At 71.7% G+C, this 18,532-nt stretch carries 11 protein-coding genes; 2 read left to right on the top strand and 9 right to left on the bottom strand.

The window, feature by feature from the left end:
• Nucleotides 1-110: 110 nt before the first annotated feature.
• Nucleotides 111-392 carry a chorismate mutase gene (locus OG381_RS28360; RefSeq protein ID WP_327718887.1) on the top strand — a complete coding sequence of 94 codons (282 nt, stop codon included), beginning with the start codon at nt 111-113 and terminating at the stop codon, nt 390-392.
• Nucleotides 393-984: 592 nt separating this feature from the next.
• Here the strand turns inward: OG381_RS28360 and OG381_RS28355 are convergent.
• Nucleotides 985-2,091, bottom strand: coding sequence for a hypothetical protein (locus tag OG381_RS28355; protein ID WP_327718886.1), 1,107 nt, complete (start codon nt 2,089-2,091; stop codon nt 985-987).
• A 217-nt stretch (nt 2,092-2,308) separates the two neighbouring features.
• On the opposite strand from OG381_RS28355, the gene OG381_RS28350 reads away from it, so the two are divergent.
• Nucleotides 2,309-3,343: an LPXTG cell wall anchor domain-containing protein gene (locus OG381_RS28350; protein WP_327718885.1), complete on the top strand. Its 1,035-nt coding sequence runs from the start codon at nt 2,309-2,311 to the stop codon at nt 3,341-3,343.
• Between the two features lie 94 nt (nt 3,344-3,437).
• Here the strand turns inward: OG381_RS28350 and OG381_RS28345 are convergent, their stop codons facing one another.
• The 8 genes from OG381_RS28345 to OG381_RS28310 all read right to left on the bottom strand — a co-directional run bounded on the left by OG381_RS28345 (nt 3,438) and on the right by OG381_RS28310 (nt 18,341).
• Complete coding sequence (locus tag OG381_RS28345) at nt 3,438-5,216, bottom strand: GMC family oxidoreductase (protein WP_327718884.1); 1,779 nt, start codon at nt 5,214-5,216, stop codon at nt 3,438-3,440.
• A gap of 54 nt (nt 5,217-5,270) precedes the next feature.
• Nucleotides 5,271-6,881: a succinic semialdehyde dehydrogenase gene (locus tag OG381_RS28340; protein WP_327718882.1), complete on the bottom strand. Its 1,611-nt coding sequence runs from the start codon at nt 6,879-6,881 to the stop codon at nt 5,271-5,273.
• 137 nt (nt 6,882-7,018) lie between these two features.
• Nucleotides 7,019-8,653: a serine/threonine-protein kinase gene (locus tag OG381_RS28335; RefSeq protein WP_327718880.1), complete on the bottom strand. Its 1,635-nt coding sequence runs from the start codon at nt 8,651-8,653 to the stop codon at nt 7,019-7,021.
• Between the two features lie 42 nt (nt 8,654-8,695).
• The gene (locus OG381_RS28330) at nt 8,696-10,348 is read right to left on the bottom strand and encodes a serine/threonine-protein kinase (protein ID WP_327718879.1); all 1,653 of its coding nucleotides are present in this window, start codon (nt 10,346-10,348) and stop codon (nt 8,696-8,698) included.
• 81 nt (nt 10,349-10,429) lie between these two features.
• On the bottom strand, nt 10,430-11,521 hold the full coding sequence (locus OG381_RS28325) for a serine/threonine-protein kinase (RefSeq protein ID WP_327718878.1): 1,092 nt from the start codon (nt 11,519-11,521) through the stop codon (nt 10,430-10,432).
• 57 nt (nt 11,522-11,578) lie between these two features.
• On the bottom strand, nt 11,579-13,213 hold the full coding sequence (locus tag OG381_RS28320) for a serine/threonine-protein kinase (RefSeq protein WP_327718877.1): 1,635 nt from the start codon (nt 13,211-13,213) through the stop codon (nt 11,579-11,581).
• Between the two features lie 153 nt (nt 13,214-13,366).
• A complete protein-coding gene (locus tag OG381_RS28315) occupies nt 13,367-16,063 on the bottom strand; it encodes a protein kinase (protein ID WP_327718876.1) in 2,697 nt (898 codons plus the stop codon).
• A gap of 163 nt (nt 16,064-16,226) precedes the next feature.
• Complete coding sequence (locus OG381_RS28310; protein WP_327718875.1) at nt 16,227-18,341, bottom strand: serine/threonine-protein kinase; 2,115 nt, start codon at nt 18,339-18,341, stop codon at nt 16,227-16,229.
• Between the last annotated feature and the right edge of the window lie 191 nt (nt 18,342-18,532).

Genomic DNA, 18,532 nt, shown 5'->3' with positions numbered 1-18,532 from the left:
ACAAGCGACTTCCCAGGCGCCCCGGGCCGACAAGGTCCGGGGCGCCTGTCGTTTCCCGCGGACCCTGCCGCTCCGGGGCACCTCGACCCCTTCCAGACGAGGAGCCCCCTATGACCGCCATCGACGTGACCGGCGCCCGTACCTCCGAGGCCGCGGACGTGATCACCGGCGCCCGTGAGCGCATCGACGCGCTCGACGACCGGATCATCGGTCTGATCCAGGAACGGATGGCCGTGTCCGCCGTCATCCAGGAGGCGCGGATCACCTCCGGCGGCCGGCGCGTGAACCTCTCCCGCGAGATGGAGGTCCTCACCCACTACAGCGAGGCGCTGGGCAGGCCGGGCACCTCCCTCGCGATGACCCTTCTCGAACTGTGCCGCGGTCGCATCTGAGTTCGGGCCCCGCCTCACCCGTACGGCGCGTGACCGGGACGCGGACCGCTTCGTTGGTGGGGTGTCCGCGCCAGCCAGGGGCGGGCCCGAAAAAACCACGCGTGGCTCGCTGGGGCGATGAGACGTACGGATCGTGCCGTACGTCGTGGGACCTCGTCCCAGGTAAGTGACCGGACGGCAGGGGACAGCAGCCCGGTCACCCAAGAACGGCCGGCTCCGGGGACGCCCGGGGCCGGCCGACGGAAAAGTGCACAGACGAGTACAGGCAAAGTACGGGAACACGTACAAGCCCGGGCCGAACGGTTGCGGTGTCCGGGTCCTTCCAGCACGATGCCTACAAAGCCCAAGTCCCCTCGCAGACAACCACATCGCCTTTGTCCTCCCGCACTGCCAGAGGTCGAGACCAACCGTGCGCCCCGACTGCGCCGGGGCGCCGACCCGGGCACGCGAGGCAAGCGGCGCAACCCCCCGGCGCCGCTCCCAGGCACCGGTGCTGCCCTGACGCCGGTGCTGACGAAAGAAGGGCCCCGCGGCTCCGTCCCGCGGGGCCCTTCGCCGCGCCCCGGCCCTGCCCATCTCGGAGCGCCGTGCGTCAGACGCGGGAGACGGTCCCGCAGTCCTGCCCCTCACGGATGTCCTCGCTGCGGTCGTACGGGTCCGACGTCGGGCCCGAGGGGGGCGCGCTCGTCGGGGCGTCCGAGGGGAACTGCGGGTGGAACCAGCCGTCGTGGGCGCCGCAGGCCGAGTTGCCGGCGTCCCGGTCGTGCCGCAGGACGGTGAGCTTGCCGGGGGTGATGTCGTACCTGGCCGGGTCGGAGAGTTCGAGGTCGAGGACGCGGCGGACGATGATGCGGGTCACCTCGGTCGAGCCGTCGGCGCGGACCACCGGGTAGACGAAGGTGTAGTCGGCGTGGACGGCGACGGCGGCGCCCTCGCCCGCCTCGAACGTCATCCGGCCGCGCACCTTCACGATGTCGCCGACCGGCCGGACCTCGTCCGGGTCGAAGCGGGTGAACATCGACAGCGGGTCGTGCTTCTCGTCCGGCTCGCTCAGGGCGGTCCTCAGCCCCGAGAGGACGTCCTTCTGCTTCGGGTCCAATATGTTCAGCGCCGCCTCGGGGCGTTCGCCGCGCAGTGTCGCCGGGTCGAGGTTCGAGGAGATCAGCAGTTCCCTGGTCAGCCGAAGGGCCTGGGCGACCTCCGCCTTCGACCGTCCGCCGACCGCTTCCGCCTTCGGTGCGAGGATGCCGGCCTTGCCGTCGGCCCAGCGCTTGGCCGGGGAGCCGGCGAACGGATCGTCCAGGGTGGGTGTCGCGGGGGCCGCGGCGGAAGGTGGGGCGGTGGGGGCCGCGGTCTCCTCGGGGAGCGGTGCCCCGGAGTCGGAGGTCCCGCTGCCGAAGGGGTCGCCCGGCAGCAGCGACGGCTTCAGCGCCACGACGGCCACGACGAGGGCGAGGAGCAGACCGAGGACCGTCCACACCCGCCGGCCGCGCCTCTTGTCCTGGAGCGGCGGACCCGGACGCCAGCTCTCGGGCGTCTCGCCGCGGGCCTCCTGCTGCCGCAGGCGCTCGGTCACCATGCGGGCGCGCGCGGACGGCTCCTTCGGAGCCTCCCGCTCGTTGGCGCGCGCGAACTGTTCCCAGACGTCGTCGGGGACTTCGGGGGTCGAGGAGGAGTCCTCGGACGGCTTGTCAGACACGACGGCAGTTCTATGGGCTGAGAAAGCACTTTCACAAGCGCAATCCGAATGTGACTCAGGCCACATAAGGTTTCTGTGAATGCGGGGGCAACCATTCACAGGCTTCGCGAATCAAACCAGGCGAACCACGGGCCACACCCGCACCCCACAGGCGGGGCCCATCAAGCCCCACTCACGTGCTGCGACACGCAGCACACCGGACTTCCTGAGGTCATTGATGAAGCTTCGCCGTGCCATGGCCGCAGCGGCCGCGACGGCTGTCATAGCCCCGCTCGCGCTGCTGTCCGCGCCTGTCGCGTTCGCGGACGAGACGACTCCGACTCCTACCGAGACGGTCACCAGCACGCCGACGGACGAGCCGACCGACACGGCCGAGCCGACCCCGACGGACACCGCGCTGCCCACCGACACCGCGCTCCCGACCGACACGGCGACGACGACCGCCACCGCCACGGCGACCGACACCGCGACGGCCACGGCCACGGCGACCGAGTCGGACGAGCCCGAGCCCTCCGAGTCGGCCGAGCCGAGCGAGGAGCCGACCGACCCGGACGTCCCCTACTGCGAGGACGTCGACAAGGACTACGCGGACGCCAAGGTGTCCGCGGACATCAAGGGCCTGCCGGGCAAGATCGTCGCCGGTGACGGCTTCCACAACTTCAAGCTGGTCGTCACCAACGACTCCGGCACCACGGTCGACGGCGTCGCGTTCTACGCCGAGGTCGAGAACTACGAGCTCGACGATTCGAAGTGGCTCAGCCCGTACGTCGACCTGGAGTTCAAGAACACCGAGACCGGCACCTGGGACCGCATCGGCGACGAGACCTTCGCCGGTGACTACTTCTTCTACGTCGACGCGCTGAAGGCCGGCAAGAGCAAGTCCGTCGACCTGCGCGTCAGCATCGGCTCCAAGGCCCCGGCCGGCGACGCCTACTCCTTCGGCTCCGGCGCCTACCTGGACAACGTCGACGGCCAGGACTGCATCGCCGAGGGCTGGGCCCAGTACGACTTCGAGGTCCTGAAGGCCGGCTCGCCCAACCCGGACCCGGGCACGGCCGACCCGAGCGACAACGGCAAGGACTCGGTGAAGAAGCCGCAGGGTGACGTCTCCGAGCTGCCGACGGGCAACCTCGCCGACACCGGCTCCAGCTCGGCGCTGCCGACCATCGGTCTCGTCGGCGGTGCCGCGATCGTCGCCGGTGCCGGCGCCGTCTTCGCGATGCGTCGCCGCAAGGCCGGCGCGGAGGGCTAGAGCCCGGCCGTAAGGCTGCAAGACAAAGAGAAGGACCTGCGCTCGGAGGGGGGTGCAGGTCCTTCTCTTCATGTGCGCAGCGGCTAGGGCGGGGCTACTTCTTCGGCGGCACCGCCGGTATCCCCAGGAACGGCAGCCGCAGCGCGCCGAACGCCTCCGCCGGTACCGTCGCCGTCCGCGGCTCGATCGGCTTCAGACGTTCGTACGCCGCTCCCTGCGCCGGACGCGGGTCCGCCTCGCCCTTGTTGGGCCAGAACGACATCGCCCGCTCCGCCTGGGCGGTGATCGTCAGGGACGGGTTCACTCCGAGGTTCGCCGAGACCGCGGCGCCGTCGACGACCGAGATGCCGGGGTGGCCGTAGAGGCGGTGGTACGGGTCGATCACCCCGTCCTCGGCGGTGGCGCCGATGGGGCAGCCGCCGAGGAAGTGGGCGGTGAGCGGGGTGCCCATCAGCTCGCCGACGTTGGAGCCCGCGAAGCCGTTGATCTCGGCCGCGATCGCCGACGCGCCCTCCGAAGCGGCCCTGATCTGCTTGGGGTTGGGGGCTCCGTGGCCCTGGCGGGCGGTGAGCAGGCCCTTGCCCACGCCGTCCGGCTTCAGGTACGTCGTCAGGGAGTTGTCCAGCGACTGCATCACCAGGCCGATGATGGTCCGCTCCGACCAGCGGCGGTTGGAGAGGGAGCGCAGCACCAGCAGGGGATGCCGGGCCGCGTTCGTCATCCAGGCCAGGACCCGCGAGGAGCCCTCGGTGTACGGGACCTGGAGGATGGACAGGCCGCCCATCGAGTTGGAGCCCTTGCCGTAGCGGACCGGCTCGATATGGGTGTTCGCGTCCGGGTGGATGGACGAGGTGATGGCCACGCCCCGGGTGAAGTCGGCCCGCTTGTCGCCGGTCGCCTTGCGGTAGCGCCGGTCGCTGGTCTGCGCGCCGACCAGTGCCTCGGAGTTGGTGCGGGTCAGCTCGCCCAGCTTTTCGGACAGGTGCGGCAGCTGGCCGCCCGCCTTCATGCGGTGCAGCAGGGTCTGGGTCCCGTAGGTGCCGGCGGCGAGGACGACACGGCGGGCCTTGAAGGTGCGGCCCTTGGCCTTGCGCTGCTGGTCCGTCGGCAGGGTGGCGATCGCGTACCCGCCCTGGGAGTCGTCCGTGACCGAGACGACCGTCGTCATGGGGAACACCACCGCGCCCGCCTTCTCGGCGAGGTACAGGTAGTTCTCGTTGAGGGTGTTCTTCGCACCGTGACGGCAGCCGGTCATGCACTCACCGCACTCGGCGCACGCCCTGCGGTCCGGCCCCGCGCCACCGAAGTACGGGTCCGCGACCCGCTCGCCGGGTTTCGCCTTCACCGCGCCGTCGGCGTCCTGGCCGTCGCCGAAGAACACCCCGACGGGCGCCATGTGGAAGGTGTCCCCGACGCCCATCCGCTGGGCCGCCGCCTTCAGATGGACGTCGGACGGGGTCATCGTCGGGTTGAGCCGTACGCCGAGCATGCGCTGCGCCTGGTCGTAGTACGGCTTCAACTCCTCTTCCCAGTCCGTGATGTCACGCCACTGCGGGTCCTCGAAGAACGGCTTCGGCGGCACGTAGAGGGTGTTGGCGTAGTTCAGGGAACCACCGCCGACGCCCGCGCCCGCGAGCACCATCACGTTGCCCAGCAGATGGATGCGCTGGAGCCCGTACATGCCGAGCCGGGGTGCCCAGAGGTAGTTCTTGAGGTCCCAGGAGTTCTTGGGGAGGGTGCCCGGGGTGAAGCGGCGGCCGGCCTCCAGGACGCCTACGCGGTAGCCCTTTTCGGTGAGGCGGAGGGCGGTGACGGATCCGCCGAAACCGGATCCGACGACGATCACGTCGTAGTCGTAAGCGTCCTGGGGCACGTGCGTTCTCTCCTTTGAGCGTGCAGTGCTTCGAGCGTGTGGTGCGGGTCGGTCCTAGCGGAAGCGGAACGCCTTCATCAGGCGCAGGCTGCGGCTCATGAACTGGGCGTACGCCTCGTCGCTCATGCCCAGCGACGGCGCCATCGGGAGCAGCCGCTGCTGGGCCACCGTCTGGGCCTCCGTGTACTTGAGGATGCCCTCGGAGCCGTGGCGGCGGCCGAGCCCGGAGTCCTTCATGCCGCCCATCGGGGACTGGACGCTGCCGTAGGCGGGCGCGTAGCCCTCGTTGACGTTGACCGTGCCGGTGCGCAGCCGGGCGGCGACCTCGCGGCCGCGCTTGCCGTCCTTCGTCCAGACCGAGGAATTGAGGCCGTACGACGTGGAGTTGGCCTGTGCGACGGCCTCGTCGTCGGTCTTGAAGCGGTAGATGGAGACGACCGGGCCGAAGGTCTCCTCCGCGCAGATCGCCATGGGCTCGGTCACGCCGTCCAGGATCGTGGGCTCGAAGAAGTACGGGCCGATGTCCGGGCGGGCGACACCGCCGGCGACGACCGTGGCGCCCTTGGAGACGGCCTCCTCGACGTGCCGGGTGACGGTCTCCAGCTGGCGCTCGCCGACGAGGGAGCCCATGTCGGCGCCGTAGGCGAGGGACGTGCCGAGCCGCATGGCCTTGGTGCGGGCGGCGAAGCGCTCCAGGAAGGCGTCGGCGATCGACTCGTGGACGTACAACCGCTCGATGGAGATGCAGAGTTGACCGGCGGAGGAGAAGCAGGCACGGACCGCGCCCGCCGCCGCCTTCTCGATGTCGGCGTCCTCCAGCACCAACATCGCGTTCTTGCCGCCGAGTTCGAGCGAGACGCCGATGAGGCGGGCGGCGGCGCCCTGGGCGACCTCGCGGCCGGTGCGGGTGGAGCCGGTGAAGGAGACGTAGTCGGCGTGCCGGACGACCTCGGGGCCGACGACGGGGCCCTCGCCGAGGACGACCTGGAAGACGTCGGCGGGCAGCCCGGCCTCGATCAGCAGGTCACGCGCCCACAGGGCGGTCAGGCAGGTCTCGGTGTCCGGCTTCATCACGACCGCGTTGCCCGCGACGAAGGCGGGGAGCGCGTCGCCGACGGACAGCTCCAGGGGGTAGTTCCAGGGGGCGATCTGGCCGACCACGCCCCGCGGGTGGCGCAGCTCGGTGACCTTGGTGAGGGTCGGCATGGCGCCCGCGTGCCGCTTGGGCCGCAGGTAGGAGGGCGCCCTGCGGCCGTAGTGGCGGGCGGCGACCGCGACGGCCTGCACCTCCTCGTGGGCGTGCAGCCGGGCCTTGCCGGTCTCCAGCTGGATGAGGTCGAGGACCTCGGCCTGGCGGGCGAGCACCAGGTCGTGGAAGCGGAGCAGCACGGCGGCGCGCTGTCGTACGGGCGTCCGCTCCCACACGGCCTGCGCCTTGCGGGCCGCCGCGTAGGCCTTCTCGACGTCCTGCGGCGTCGACTCGGGCAGGTCGGCCAGCTTCTCGCCGGTGAACGGCGTGTGGTTGGCGGTCCGACCGGAGCCGACCACACCCTTGGTGAGCTGGGCGATCAGCTCCGGGGTGACCACGTCGGCGGCGGTCCGGGCGCCCTCAGGGGCGGGGGCGAGGGGGTTGGTGGCCTGAGCCGAAGCCTTCGAGTCCGTCATGACGCGCAGGGTATGCCGGAGCGGAGGCTTTGGGTACCCGTCGGTAATCGGGATTCACGGAGTACTCACACGACGCCAGTGATCACTGGCGCAAAAGCCGCTGATCAGCGCGTTGTTCGGTGTCGATCACCAGCCGCTCACTCTTTTTCGATCACGAGCCGGTCACGGGCCGCCTTGAACAGCGCCATGCCCTCCTTCTCGGCCGCCGTCCCCTTCGGCATGTCGACCCGGAGCTCGTAGAGACGGCCGTCGTCGGTCATGACGAACACCTGCATGACGCGGGCCGGGTCGGCGCCCTTGTCGTCGTAGGTGGTGTCGGCCTGGATGGCGTCGTCGCCCTCGAGGCTGGTCTGCGTGAGGCGGGTCTCGGCCTCCCCGTGCGTCGCCCAGGCCTGCTTCTGCTGGTACGCCCGGCCCATGGGTGAGGTGCCGGGCCGGTCCCACATGCTGAGGCGGAGGTCGATGCCGCCCTTGCCGTAGATCACCATCCGCGGCTGGTCGGTGGCGCTGCCCTGCCGGTGGTTCTCCCCGTACCGGCTCGGGACGGCGAGCGTGGCCTTCAGGGCCTTCTCGGGGTGCTTGTCCCAGGGCTCGTCGGCGATGTCGGTGGCGGCGGGCGCGAGGGGGGCCGAGGTGTACGTCGGCTCGGTCACGGCGGCGGGCTCGGGCTCGGCGAGGAAGTAGGACGTGCCGAGCCAGGCGCCGCCGGCCAGAGCGACCCCGAACAGGGCGGCCGGGAGGGGACGGCGCAGGAGGTGGGGCTTGCGTGGCGCCGTCGTCGGTACGACGGTGGTGTCCGGCTGCTCCGGCTGCTCCGGCTCCGGTACGGGCTCGGGTTGCGCTTCCCGCAGGCGTACGGTTCCGGAGTCCTCGCCCAACTCCGTTATTCGATCCGGCACTTGGGGCGACGACGTGGCGTGCAGCGGCGGCACCGGCCACCCCTCCGCCGCCGCCTCCAGGATCTTGGCGGCTTCCTCGGCGTCCGGCCGCAGTTCGGGGTCCTTCCCCAGCAGCCCGCTGATCAGGGGGCTCAGCGGACCGGCCCGCTTGGGCTCGGGCGGGTCGAAGGAGAGGATCGCGGCGAGGGTGGACTCCAACGTCGTACGCCGGAAAGGTGGTTCGCCCTCCACGGCGGCGTACAGCAGGACGCCCAGGGACCACAGATCGGAGGGCGGACCGGCGCCCCGACCGGACATCCGCTCGGGGGCGATGAAGTCGATGGAGCCGACGAACTCGCCGCTGACGGTGAGGGATTCCTCGCCCTGGACATGCGCGATGCCGAAGTCGGTGAGGACGACCCGGCCGTGCGTGCCGAGCAGGACGTTGGCGGGCTTCACATCGCGGTGCACGATCCCGACGGCGTGCGCGGCGCGCAGGGCGCCGAGGACGGCCAGGCCGATCCGGGCGGTCTCGGCAGGGGCGACCGGGCCACGCCGGAGCACCTCGTGCAGGGACTCCCCGCGCACCCACTCCATGACGATCCAGGGCAGTCCGTCCTCGACGACCACGTCATGGATGGACACGGCGGCGGGATGGTCGACCCGGGCGGCGGCACGAGCCTCCCGGTAGAGCCGGTGAGAGGCCCGCTGGTGGGCCTCGTCCTCCGGGTCACCGGGCAACCTCGGCTGCTTCACGGCGACTTCGCGGTCCACCAGCTCGTCGTGCGCCCGCCAGACGGTGCCCATGCCGCCCGACCCGATGCGCTCGGCCAGACGGTAACGGCCGCCTATCAGTCGGCCCTTCGGGCTGGTGCCGCCCCGGTCGTTGCTCATGCCCCATCAGTACCTTGTGGGGCGGTTGCTTGTCGACGCGGGTCAGAGCACGTCCACGTCGAGGTTCGCGATCGTCGTCCTCGCCACCTCTTGCCCCCGCTTCGTGAAGTCGCCCTTGCCCGGGTAGCTGACGGTGAGCTTGTACATGTCGCCCTTGGAGGTCTTGTAGTAGAAGATCTGCATCTCACGGGGGCGGGAGTTCTGGCTGTCGTCGGTGTCGTAGGTGATCGTGGTCTTGGCGGCCTGTTTCCCCTGGTACGTGACCTCGTCGTCGGTGTCCGTCTTCGGGTTCTCCGGCATGCTGATCTCGTACTCGCCGTACTCCTTGAACTTCTTGTCGTCCTCGTACATCTCGGCGGCCGCCGAGCCCGCGATGGTGTTGCCCGAGTCCTCGGCCTTCTTGTCGAGCCTCAGCCCGATCGAGATGCTGCCGCTCCAGTCGGTGTACGTCACCCAGTGGTCCTTGTCCGACTTCCGGTCGGGCAGGCCCTTCTGATATTCCGCGGGCACCGCCAGCGTCGCGGCGACGTCCTTCACCTGCTTCGTCGTCCAGCCGTCCGGCAGCGGCCCGGCGAACGGGTCCGCGATCACCAGATACGCCGCCACCGCGGCCGCGACGACCGCGGCACCGAGCCCCGTCAGCGACTTGCGGCCCAGCCGCACACCGCCCTTCGGCGCCCCCTGCGCGAGCTGCACGACCTGCGTCGGCGCCGGAGCGGGCGGATGGGCGGCCGTCTCCAGCAACGCCCGCACCTGGGCCGCGTTCGGGCGGCGCGCGGGGTCCTTCTGGAGGAGGCCGGTGATGACGTCGGCCAGCGGACCGGAGGCGGAGGCCGGAGCGGCGGGCGTGGCGTTGAGGACCGACTGGAGCGTGGCCGGCGTGTTGCTGCGGCGGAACGGCGAGACGCCCTCGGTGGCCGCGTACAGGACGACACCGAGCGACCACAGGTCCGACGCCGGTCCCGGCCGCTGCCCCAGCACCCGCTCCGGCGCGATGTACTCGGGCGAGCCGACGAAGCCGCCGGTGTCGGTCAGATTGGTCTCGCCCTCGATCTGGGCGATGCCGAAGTCGGTGAGGACGACGCGGTCGTGGCGGCCGAGCAGCACGTTGTCCGGCTTGACGTCCCGGTGCAGGATGCCCGCCGCGTGCGCGGCCTCCAGCGCGCCGAGCACCTCCAGGCCGATTCTCGCCGCTTCCCTCGCCCCGAGGGTGCCCTCCTGCAACGCGTCGCCCAGCGAACGGCCGTGCACCAGCTCCATGACGATCCACGGCTGGCCGTCGACGACGGCGACGTCGTGCACGTTCACGACGGCGGGATGGTCGAGCCGGGCCGCGGCACGCGCCTCTCGGCGCATGCGCTCGAACGCGTTGGCGCGTTCGCGGTCGGGAAGATGGTCGGGTACGCGGGGCTCCTTGACGGCGACCTCGCGGTCCACCGTCTCGTCCTTGGCGCGCCAGACCGTGCCCATGCCGCCGTGCCCGAGCTTGGCGAGCAGACGGTAACGACCACCGATCAACCGGCCGGTACCCGGTTCCGGTTCGGGCGCGGAGGGTGTCGTCTGGTGCGGTACGACCTGGGTGGGCGCCGCGTACGGGTTGTCCGGGTGCGGCACGGCCGCGGGCGGGTTCGGCGGTTGCAGACCAAAACTCGTTGGCTCGTCGGACCCGTAAGGGGCTCCCCCGTTGCTGCTCATGGGTCCGTTCATATCGCGCCAGCAGCGTCCGAATCCACTCAGAGGGCACCGCGGTCACAGACCCGTGACTCAGGAGGTCGCTTATCTCCCTTTTATGTGAGCTCGCTCTGGGCTCGCGGACGCGGTGCCGGTCCGGGAGAAGGAAGGTTTCGGCACCGAGGGACTCTCGCTGGCGGAGACGCTGACGGACGGGGGCGAGGGTGACGGTGAAGGCCCGCCCCCGCCGCCCTCCTGATGCATGATCAGCGCCGCCCCGGACACCCCCGCCCCCGCCATCGCGGCGACCAGCACCACGGCCGTCAGCACACCCCGCAGGGAACGCCGCTCGGCGACGGGCAGGCGCCCCGTCTCCAGGAAGGCCCGCAGCATCCGCTCGGCCGACTCCGCGTCCAGCCGCCGCGCCGGATCGCGCTCCAGCAGCCCTCGTACGACGGGCAGGATCGGCGCGGCCTGCGCGGGCGGCCGTATGTCGGCGGCGAGGACCGCGTGCAGGACGCCGCTCAACGAGTCGCGCCGGAACGGCGATTCACCGCTCACCGCCGTGCACAGCAGCGCCCCCACCGACCACAGGTCCGACGCGGGCCCGGTCCCCATCCCCGTCATCCGCTCCGGCGCGGTGTACTCGGGCGAGCCGACGAAGGACCCGGACTCGGTGAGCGTGGTGGCGCCCGCGACCTGCGCGACGCCGAAGTCGGTGAGGACGACCCGGCCGGTGCCCGCCTCCATCAGGACGTTCGCGGGCTTGATGTCCCGGTGCAGGACCCCGGCCGCGTGCGCCGCACGCAACGCGCCGAGCAGATCGACGCCGATCCGGGCGGCCTCGGCGGGCACCACGGGCCCGTGCCCGGCGATCCGGTCGGCGAGGGAGCCGCCGTCGATGAACTCCATGACGAGATAGGGCCGTTCGTCCTGCTCGACGATGTCGTGGACGACGATGATGTGCGGATGCCTCAGCTGTGCCACGGCCCGCGCCTCGCGCAGGGTCCGCTCGCGCTGCCATCGGGCCTCGGCCTCGGACAGCGTCTCGTCGAGGGAGATCTCCTTGACCGCCACCCGCCGCCCGAGCAGCAGATCGGTCGCCCGCCACACGACACCCATGCCGCCCCGCCCGAGCCTGACCTCCAGGCGATAACGGCCCGCTATGACACGGAAGTTGTCTCCCGGGGTCCCCATGCGCCCCATGATGCCGCGCCGGACGGATCCCCTCCGGGGTGCTGACCGGCCAAGTTGTCAGGAGGTTTTCGGCTGGAAGCTCCGCAGCATCCACGTGAACTGACGACTCGTGGCGGCCCAGTCGGCGGCCGGCGAGGAAGCGTAGATCGCGTACTCGGTTCCGTCACGGTCCATGTACCCGACGTCGATCGCGCGATACGGCCCTGCGAAGTAGTGCGGCGCGTCCTTGGCCTGCGCGGTCCACGTGTACTCCCAGCGGGCGCCCGGCTGGTCGCGGAAGAGCTCCTGCTTGAGGCTCAACTGCTGGTAGTCCGCGAACCGCTCGGCGAGCCGATCACTCAGGTTGCTCATGTGCTCGTACGAGCTGCTGTAGTCCGGCCCGATGTCGACGGCGACCCGCATCAGGTGCTTGCCGCCGTCGGGCGAGTAGTCGACCTGCTGGAGGCCGTCCTGGTCGATGGAGACGGACCGCTGCCACCCCTTGGGCAGGGAGATGCTGAACCCCACCGGGTCGTTGCGCCGCTCCCATCCCGCGGGCACCTCCCCCTGACCGCCCTCCCCGCTCGGCGTGGGACTGGGACTGGCACTCGCACCGGCGCTCGGCGTCGACGAGGAAGAGGCGCCGGCGCTCCCCCCGCCGAACTGCTGCAACGCGACCGCCACACCCCCGCCGACGACCGCCGCGAGCGCGACGACCAGGGAGAACGTCCGCAGGCGGTGCCGCTTCGGCGGGGCGGGCACGGACGCGGGACCGATCGTCACCGGCGGATACGGCGTGGCGGCGACCGTCTGCGGGCGGGTACCGGTGCCGCTCCCCGTCCCGGAGGTGTCGTACCCCGGCTGCCCCGTCGGCGCATAGGACCGCGCCGCACCCGGCACCCGCCCCTCCGCCGCCTCGGCGAGCATCCGCTCGGCCTCCTCGGCGCTGGGCCGCTCGGCCGGATCCTTGCGCAGCAGCGCGGCGAGGACGGGCTCCAGCACACCGGCGTTGACCGGCTCGGCGGGCTGCTCCTCGACGACGGCCTGCATCGTGCCGATCGGCGAGGTGCGGCGGAACGGTGACCGGCCCTCCACCGCCGTGTACAGCGTCGCGCCGAGCGCCCACAGGTCGGAGGCCGGGCCCGGATCATGGCCGCGGACCCGCTCGGGGGCTAGATAGTCGACGGAGCCGACGACCTCTCCGGTGCGGGTGATCGTCGTGTCGCCCTCGATCTGCGCGATACCGAAGTCGGTCAGCAGGACGCGCCCGTCATGGGAGAGCAGGACATTGCCGGGCTTCACATCGCGGTGCAGCACCCCGGCGGAGTGCGCGGCGCGCAGCGCACGCAGCACCCACAGTCCGATCCGCGCGGTCTCGGCCGGCTCGATACGCCCCTGCGCCTTGACCGCGTCGGCCAGCGAGCGCCCCTCGATCAGCTCCATCACGATCCACGGGCGGGCGTCATGATCGAGCACGTCGTGCACGGTGACGACGGCGGAGTGGTTGATCCGGGCGGCCGCGCGGGCCTCGGCGCGGGTGCGGTGCAGCAGCCGCTCCTGGTCGCTCTCGGACACGTACAGGGCGGCGGTCAGCTCTTTGATGGCGACGGCCCGGTGCAGCACCTCATCGTGCGCACGCCACACACGGCCCATACCGCCGCTGCCGATGGTGTCGGCAAGCCGGTAACGACCCGCGAGAAGCAGGCCCTGCATCTGATTCACGTTGCCCCGCAATGCTCTTGACAGGGTCAGATTAGAGACCGGGCGGGGTGCGCGGAACCACGGGGGTGCCAAGGTTTCGCGGTTGTGACAGTTGTCGCTTTCGACGACCGGAAGCAACCGTCACCCGACGTGACCGGGCGCCGCTCAGCCGGTGACCTCGTATGTCGCCGACGCCTGCTCGAACAGCCGCGTCACCTCGTCCCGTTCGGCCTCCGGCCCGCGCACCTGCAGCACGTGGTACTTCCCGTCGACGAGCATCGCGAGATTGCGCACGAACAGCTCGCGCCCCGCGTCGTCGGTCCAGGTGAACTGCCCCTCGGCCATGGTCCGCCCGCCCACCTGGATCGTTCTCAGCCCGCTGGCGCTGGCCCAGCTGGAGTCGCGGTACGGCTGGAGCTCGCGCTCGTCCTCCCGCTGGTACGCCATGGGGTCCTCGCCGTACTCGTCGGCGCTGTCCCTTCCGGGTACGACGATCAGGTCGAAGTCGCCGTGCGCGTACACGACCTGACCGCGGCCGTTCTTGGGCGTGTGGTCCCAGCCGCTCGCCACCGCGACACGGAAGCCGGCGGAGTCCGTACGCAGGGTGAAGCCGTCGGCGACGTCCGGGCTGGTGGTCTGCGGCTCCACGGACTCGGAGGGGCTGGCCTTCGGGGAGTTCTGGTCGGGCCGCGGCTCACTGCTGGCGGGCGCCTCGCTGACCTCGCCCGCCGAACCGGTCCGGTCGGTGTCGCCCGCGCCGCCCGCCGAGTCGGCGGCCTTGGGCATGAACAGCACGGCGTACGCGATCGCCGCGGCCATCAGCAGCAGCACCAGCAGAAGCAACGTGCGCCCGAGGCGGCGCGGTGAACGCTCCACCTCCTGTCTGCCCTGCTTGGCCCGCTTGTGCCGTCCGTGCGCACTGGTCGCGGGCAGCCCGGCGCGCCGTCGGCGCACCAGCTCGCCCCGCCGTCGTACGACGGGCAGCCGGGTGGCGTCCAGGGGCGGCGCGGCGACGACATGCGCGCCCGCCTCGGGCTCGGGCGCGGACCGCACCAGCGACCGCAGCCAGCCCCGCAGCTCCTCGAAGTCGAGCCGCTCGGTGGGGTCCTGGCGCAGCAGCGACTCCACGACCGGGCGCAGCGGCCCGCACTCCTCGGCGAAGGCGGGCGGCTCGGCGCACACCATCTGCACCAGCTCGGCCGTCGACTCCTCCGGGTAGGGCGCGTGCCCCTGCACGGCCCTGAAAAGCAGCGCGCCGAGCGCCCACAGGTCGGTGGCGGGCCCGATCGGCGCGGCCAACTGCCAGTTCTCGTGCACCGGCCCGGCCTGCTCCGGCGCCCATCGCTCGGTCACCGGTCCGACCACGGCCATCCTGGCCTGCCGTGCCCGCTCGGCGGCGAGCGCGGTGGCGGGGCCGCGGGGAGCGGGGGCCGCGGCGGCGAGCTCGTCCCAACGGCTGGGGCTGGGCGCGGGATCGGGCCCGCCGGGCGGAAGGGCGGCGCTACGCCCATGCCCTGCCGCCGGCACCGCCGTGCCCGCGGCTCCACCACGCGGCACGGCTCCCTGCCAGTCGGCACGCACACCGTACGGATCGGCTATCTGCCCCTGGGACGTGCCGCCGGAACGGAGGTGATCGCCCCGGCCGGGCTGCACCACACCGCTGGGGGGAGTGGAACCCGGCGGATAGGAAACCCCGTGGCCAGGCCCGTACGCCGACTGCCCCTCGGCGCCCGGCGGAAGCTCGACGCCGTTGCCCATGGGGTACGGCGGCTGAAGCCCACCGCTGCCCGTGTCGTACGGCGATGTCGATCCCCCGGCCGTCGTCGCGGGGTCGCCCTCGGGCGCCGGCCGGGCTCCGGGCAGGGCCGTGCGGCCGTTCTGCTGGGCCTCCTGGACCCGGGCGGCGGCCCGGGCACCCGCGCGATACGCGGCGATCGCCCCGGCGCGCGCGGCCCGGACGTCCCCGCCGGTCTCCACGGCCCTGCGCTCGATCGCGGCCGACGGCGCACCCGTTCCGTTCACCGCGTCCGCGCCGAGCCCCGGCAGCCCACCGGCCTCCCGCGCCTCGATGGCGGCCCGGCGCGCGGCCTCCGGGTCGACGGCACCCGCCTCGGCGGCGGCACCGCCGAGACCGGTCGCCCCAGCGCTCACGGGACCGCCGGCACCACCCGGTCCACCGAAAGTCCCCGGGGCACCCGCCCCGCTCCGGTCACCGAACTCCTGGTCGCCCTCAGCGGCCGGCACCGGGTCGTACCCGCACAGTGCCTCCTCGGCCGCCCCGACCGCGAGGCCGGTCAGCATCACACGGCCGTCGTCGCAGACCAGGACCGTGCGGGCGGTGATGTTCCGGTGCACCCAGCCGTGCGCGTGCAGCACCCGCAGGGCCATGAGGACGTCGGAGGCGACCTCGGCCGCCCGGTACGGCGTCAGCGGCTTCTCCACCAGCAGCGCCGCCAGTGACCGCGCGGCCACCAACTCGCTCACGATCCACAGCGACCCGCCCTCGGCGAACACGTCGAAGACCTGGTCGAGCCGGGGATGGTCGGGTATCGAGGCGGCGGCCTGCGCCGCCTCCACGGCCCGCCGCACGGCCGGTTCGGCGGGGCGCCGGGTGCTCGCACGTGCCGAGGGCGACCGCCGGACTCCCCTGTCCCGGGGGTCCCTTGCGGTGAAGCCGTCGGGCAGCCCCTCCGCGTCGAGCACCTCCGCCTCGACGACCTCGGGCAACGGCACCTGCCGGACGAGGACTTCCTGACCGCTGTAGGTGTCGAAGGCCCGGGTCTCGGTCAGTTCGTACTCGTCGGAGGGCGGCAGCGGCAGGCGGTAGCGGTCGGCGAGTACCCGTCCCGCATAGTCGTCCACGTTGCCTCCCCCGGCACTCCGGATCGGTCAATTCCGTTCGCCCCGCGTGCCGTTCCGCCCATAGTTGGATGCGTACGGTCCGCAAGCCTTCACGATACGTGCCGGAGGCAACCCGCAAAGAGGGGATGCCAGATCTCACGCCTCAAACGCGGGTCGGGTCACTTCACGATTTCGGTTCGAATGTCTGCGCGAGGGTCTGCCAGGTGTCCTTGCGCAGCTCACTGCCCCAATTGGCCGCTTTCGCCGTGTACATCAGCGCATATCCGAGATGGTCGTTGACGACGAACCCCCGGTCGATCGTCCGGTACTTCGTTCCGCCCTCGACATAGGTGAACTCCCAGTCGGCCGCGAGCCAGCCCCGGTAGTTCACCTTCGCTATGCGGACCCGGTCGTACTGGGAACGCGCCATGTACCGCTCCTGGCTCTTCCAGTCCGCCACCGGGTCACCCTTCGGCGTGGACGTCCAGGCCACCAACAGCTTCTGCCCGTCAGGCCCGGTGAAACGATCCCCCGCCGAGGCCGACGTCTGGAACTTCCACCCCTTGGGCAGCCCGATCGAGTACCCCTGACCGCCCTTGTACGTCGTCTTCGCCGTGCTGTCGCCGTCGGCGGAACCCCCGGCCTCGCTACCGCCGGTCGCGGTCGCGCTGCTGCTCGGCGTCTTCTCCGCCGCCGCGCCGGACCCCGCGGACTCGGTCGCCTTGCCGTCCGTCTGGGCGCCGCCGCTCTCGTCCTCCTTGGTGGAGGGACTCGGGCTCGCACTGGCGGAGGTCTTGGCACCGCCACCGCCCGCCGAACTCTTGGAGGAGTCGCCGTCACCGTTGAGCACGACGGCCAGCACGACCGCGACCACCGCGAGCACCAGGACCACCGCGATGATCACCAGCGTCCGCTTCGGCACCACATCGGTGAGCGGCGCCCTCGGCACGGGCCGCGGCGGCAGATCCGGCGGCGTCATCACGGGCCACCCCGAACTCCGCCCACCACCGGTCGCGTTGCCCCCGGCTCCCGAGCCGGCACCAGCACCAGCACCAGCGGCACCGGCACTGGCACTGGCACCGCTGACACCCACGCTGCCGGACCCCGAGACAGCCGTCCCGGACGAAGAAGTCGGCTTCGCCTGCGCACCCGCCCCAGCAGCACCCGGCCCCGAAGCCGCGGCACCACCCGACGAACCGGAGGTGCCCGACGAAGCGGGCGTACCCGACGAGCCCGAGGTACCGGACGATCCCGCAGTGCCCGTCCCATTCCCGGACTTGGCCCGAGCCGCAGCCGCCGTACCGGCCGCTCCCGCGGCCACGGCCGCCTTGCGCACGGAACGGAACGCCCCGCGCAACCGCTCCCCGCCCTCACCCCGGTCGGGCTGCGGAGGCAACGGCACGACCTTCGTCGCGTCCGGTGCCGGCTCCGGCTCCGCCTTGGGCTCGGGCGCGTGGATCACCGCGTTGAGCATCACGCGCGCACCGGTGTCGTCGAGCCGCTTCTCGGGATCCTTGGTGAGCAGCCCGTAGATGACGTCCTTCAGCGGACCCGCGTTCTTCGGCTCCTCCAGCGGCTCGGTCATCACCGCGGTCAGAGTGGCGATCGCCGAGCCCTTGTCGTACGGCGGCACCCCCTCGACCGACGCGTACAACAGCCCGCCCAGCGACCACAGGTCAGCGGCCGGACCCGGCTTGTGCCCACGGGCGCGCTCCGGGGAGATGTAGGAGGGGGCGCCGACCAGCATGCCGGTCGAGGTGATCGACGGGTCGCCCTCCACCTGGGCGATGCCGAAGTCGGTGAGCACGACCCGGCCGTCCTCGGAGATCAGCACGTTGGACGGCTTCACGTCCCGGTGCAGGATGCCCTGACGGTGCGCCGAACGCAGGACGTCGAGCACCGCGAGCCCGACCTCCGCCGCGCGCTTCGGCTCCAGCAGGCCGTCCTCCCGGATGACCTCGGCGAGCGACTTGCCCTCGACGAGTTCCATCACGATCCACGGCCGGTCGTCCTCCTCGACCACGTCGAAGACGGTCACCGCGCTGTTGTTCCGGATCCGCGCGATCGCCTTGGCCTCACGCAACGTCCGCGTGATCAGCCGCCGCTTCTCCTCCTCGTCGATATTGGAGGGGAACCTCAGCTCCTTCACCGCGACGATCCGACCCAGGGTCTCGTCCTCGGCACGCCACACCGTGCCCATGCCGCCGCGGCCGAGCACTGCTCCCAACCGGTACCGCCCGGCGAGGAGACGTTCGCTCTTGCCCTGACGGGATGCCCCCGCCCGCTCCGCCTCCGACATGCGTCCCCTCATACAACCCGCCCTGACAGAGCCTCCATTGTCCCTCACCCGACAAGTGCCCGACGCCCCAGGGTGCCTCTGCGGACCAGCCGCCCGCCATGTGGACCGAACACCCGCACCCCCATGAACACGGCGCGCCACCGACCCTCACACCAGGGTGACGAACACACGCCCCGCACCACGTAGCCCGC

Source organism: Streptomyces sp. NBC_00490, assembly GCF_036013645.1.
Classification (GTDB): Bacteria; Actinomycetota; Actinomycetes; order Streptomycetales; family Streptomycetaceae; genus Streptomyces; species Streptomyces canus_F.
Note: the sequence above shows the minus strand (reverse complement) of the source record. Positions and strands in the feature narration are given on the sequence as shown.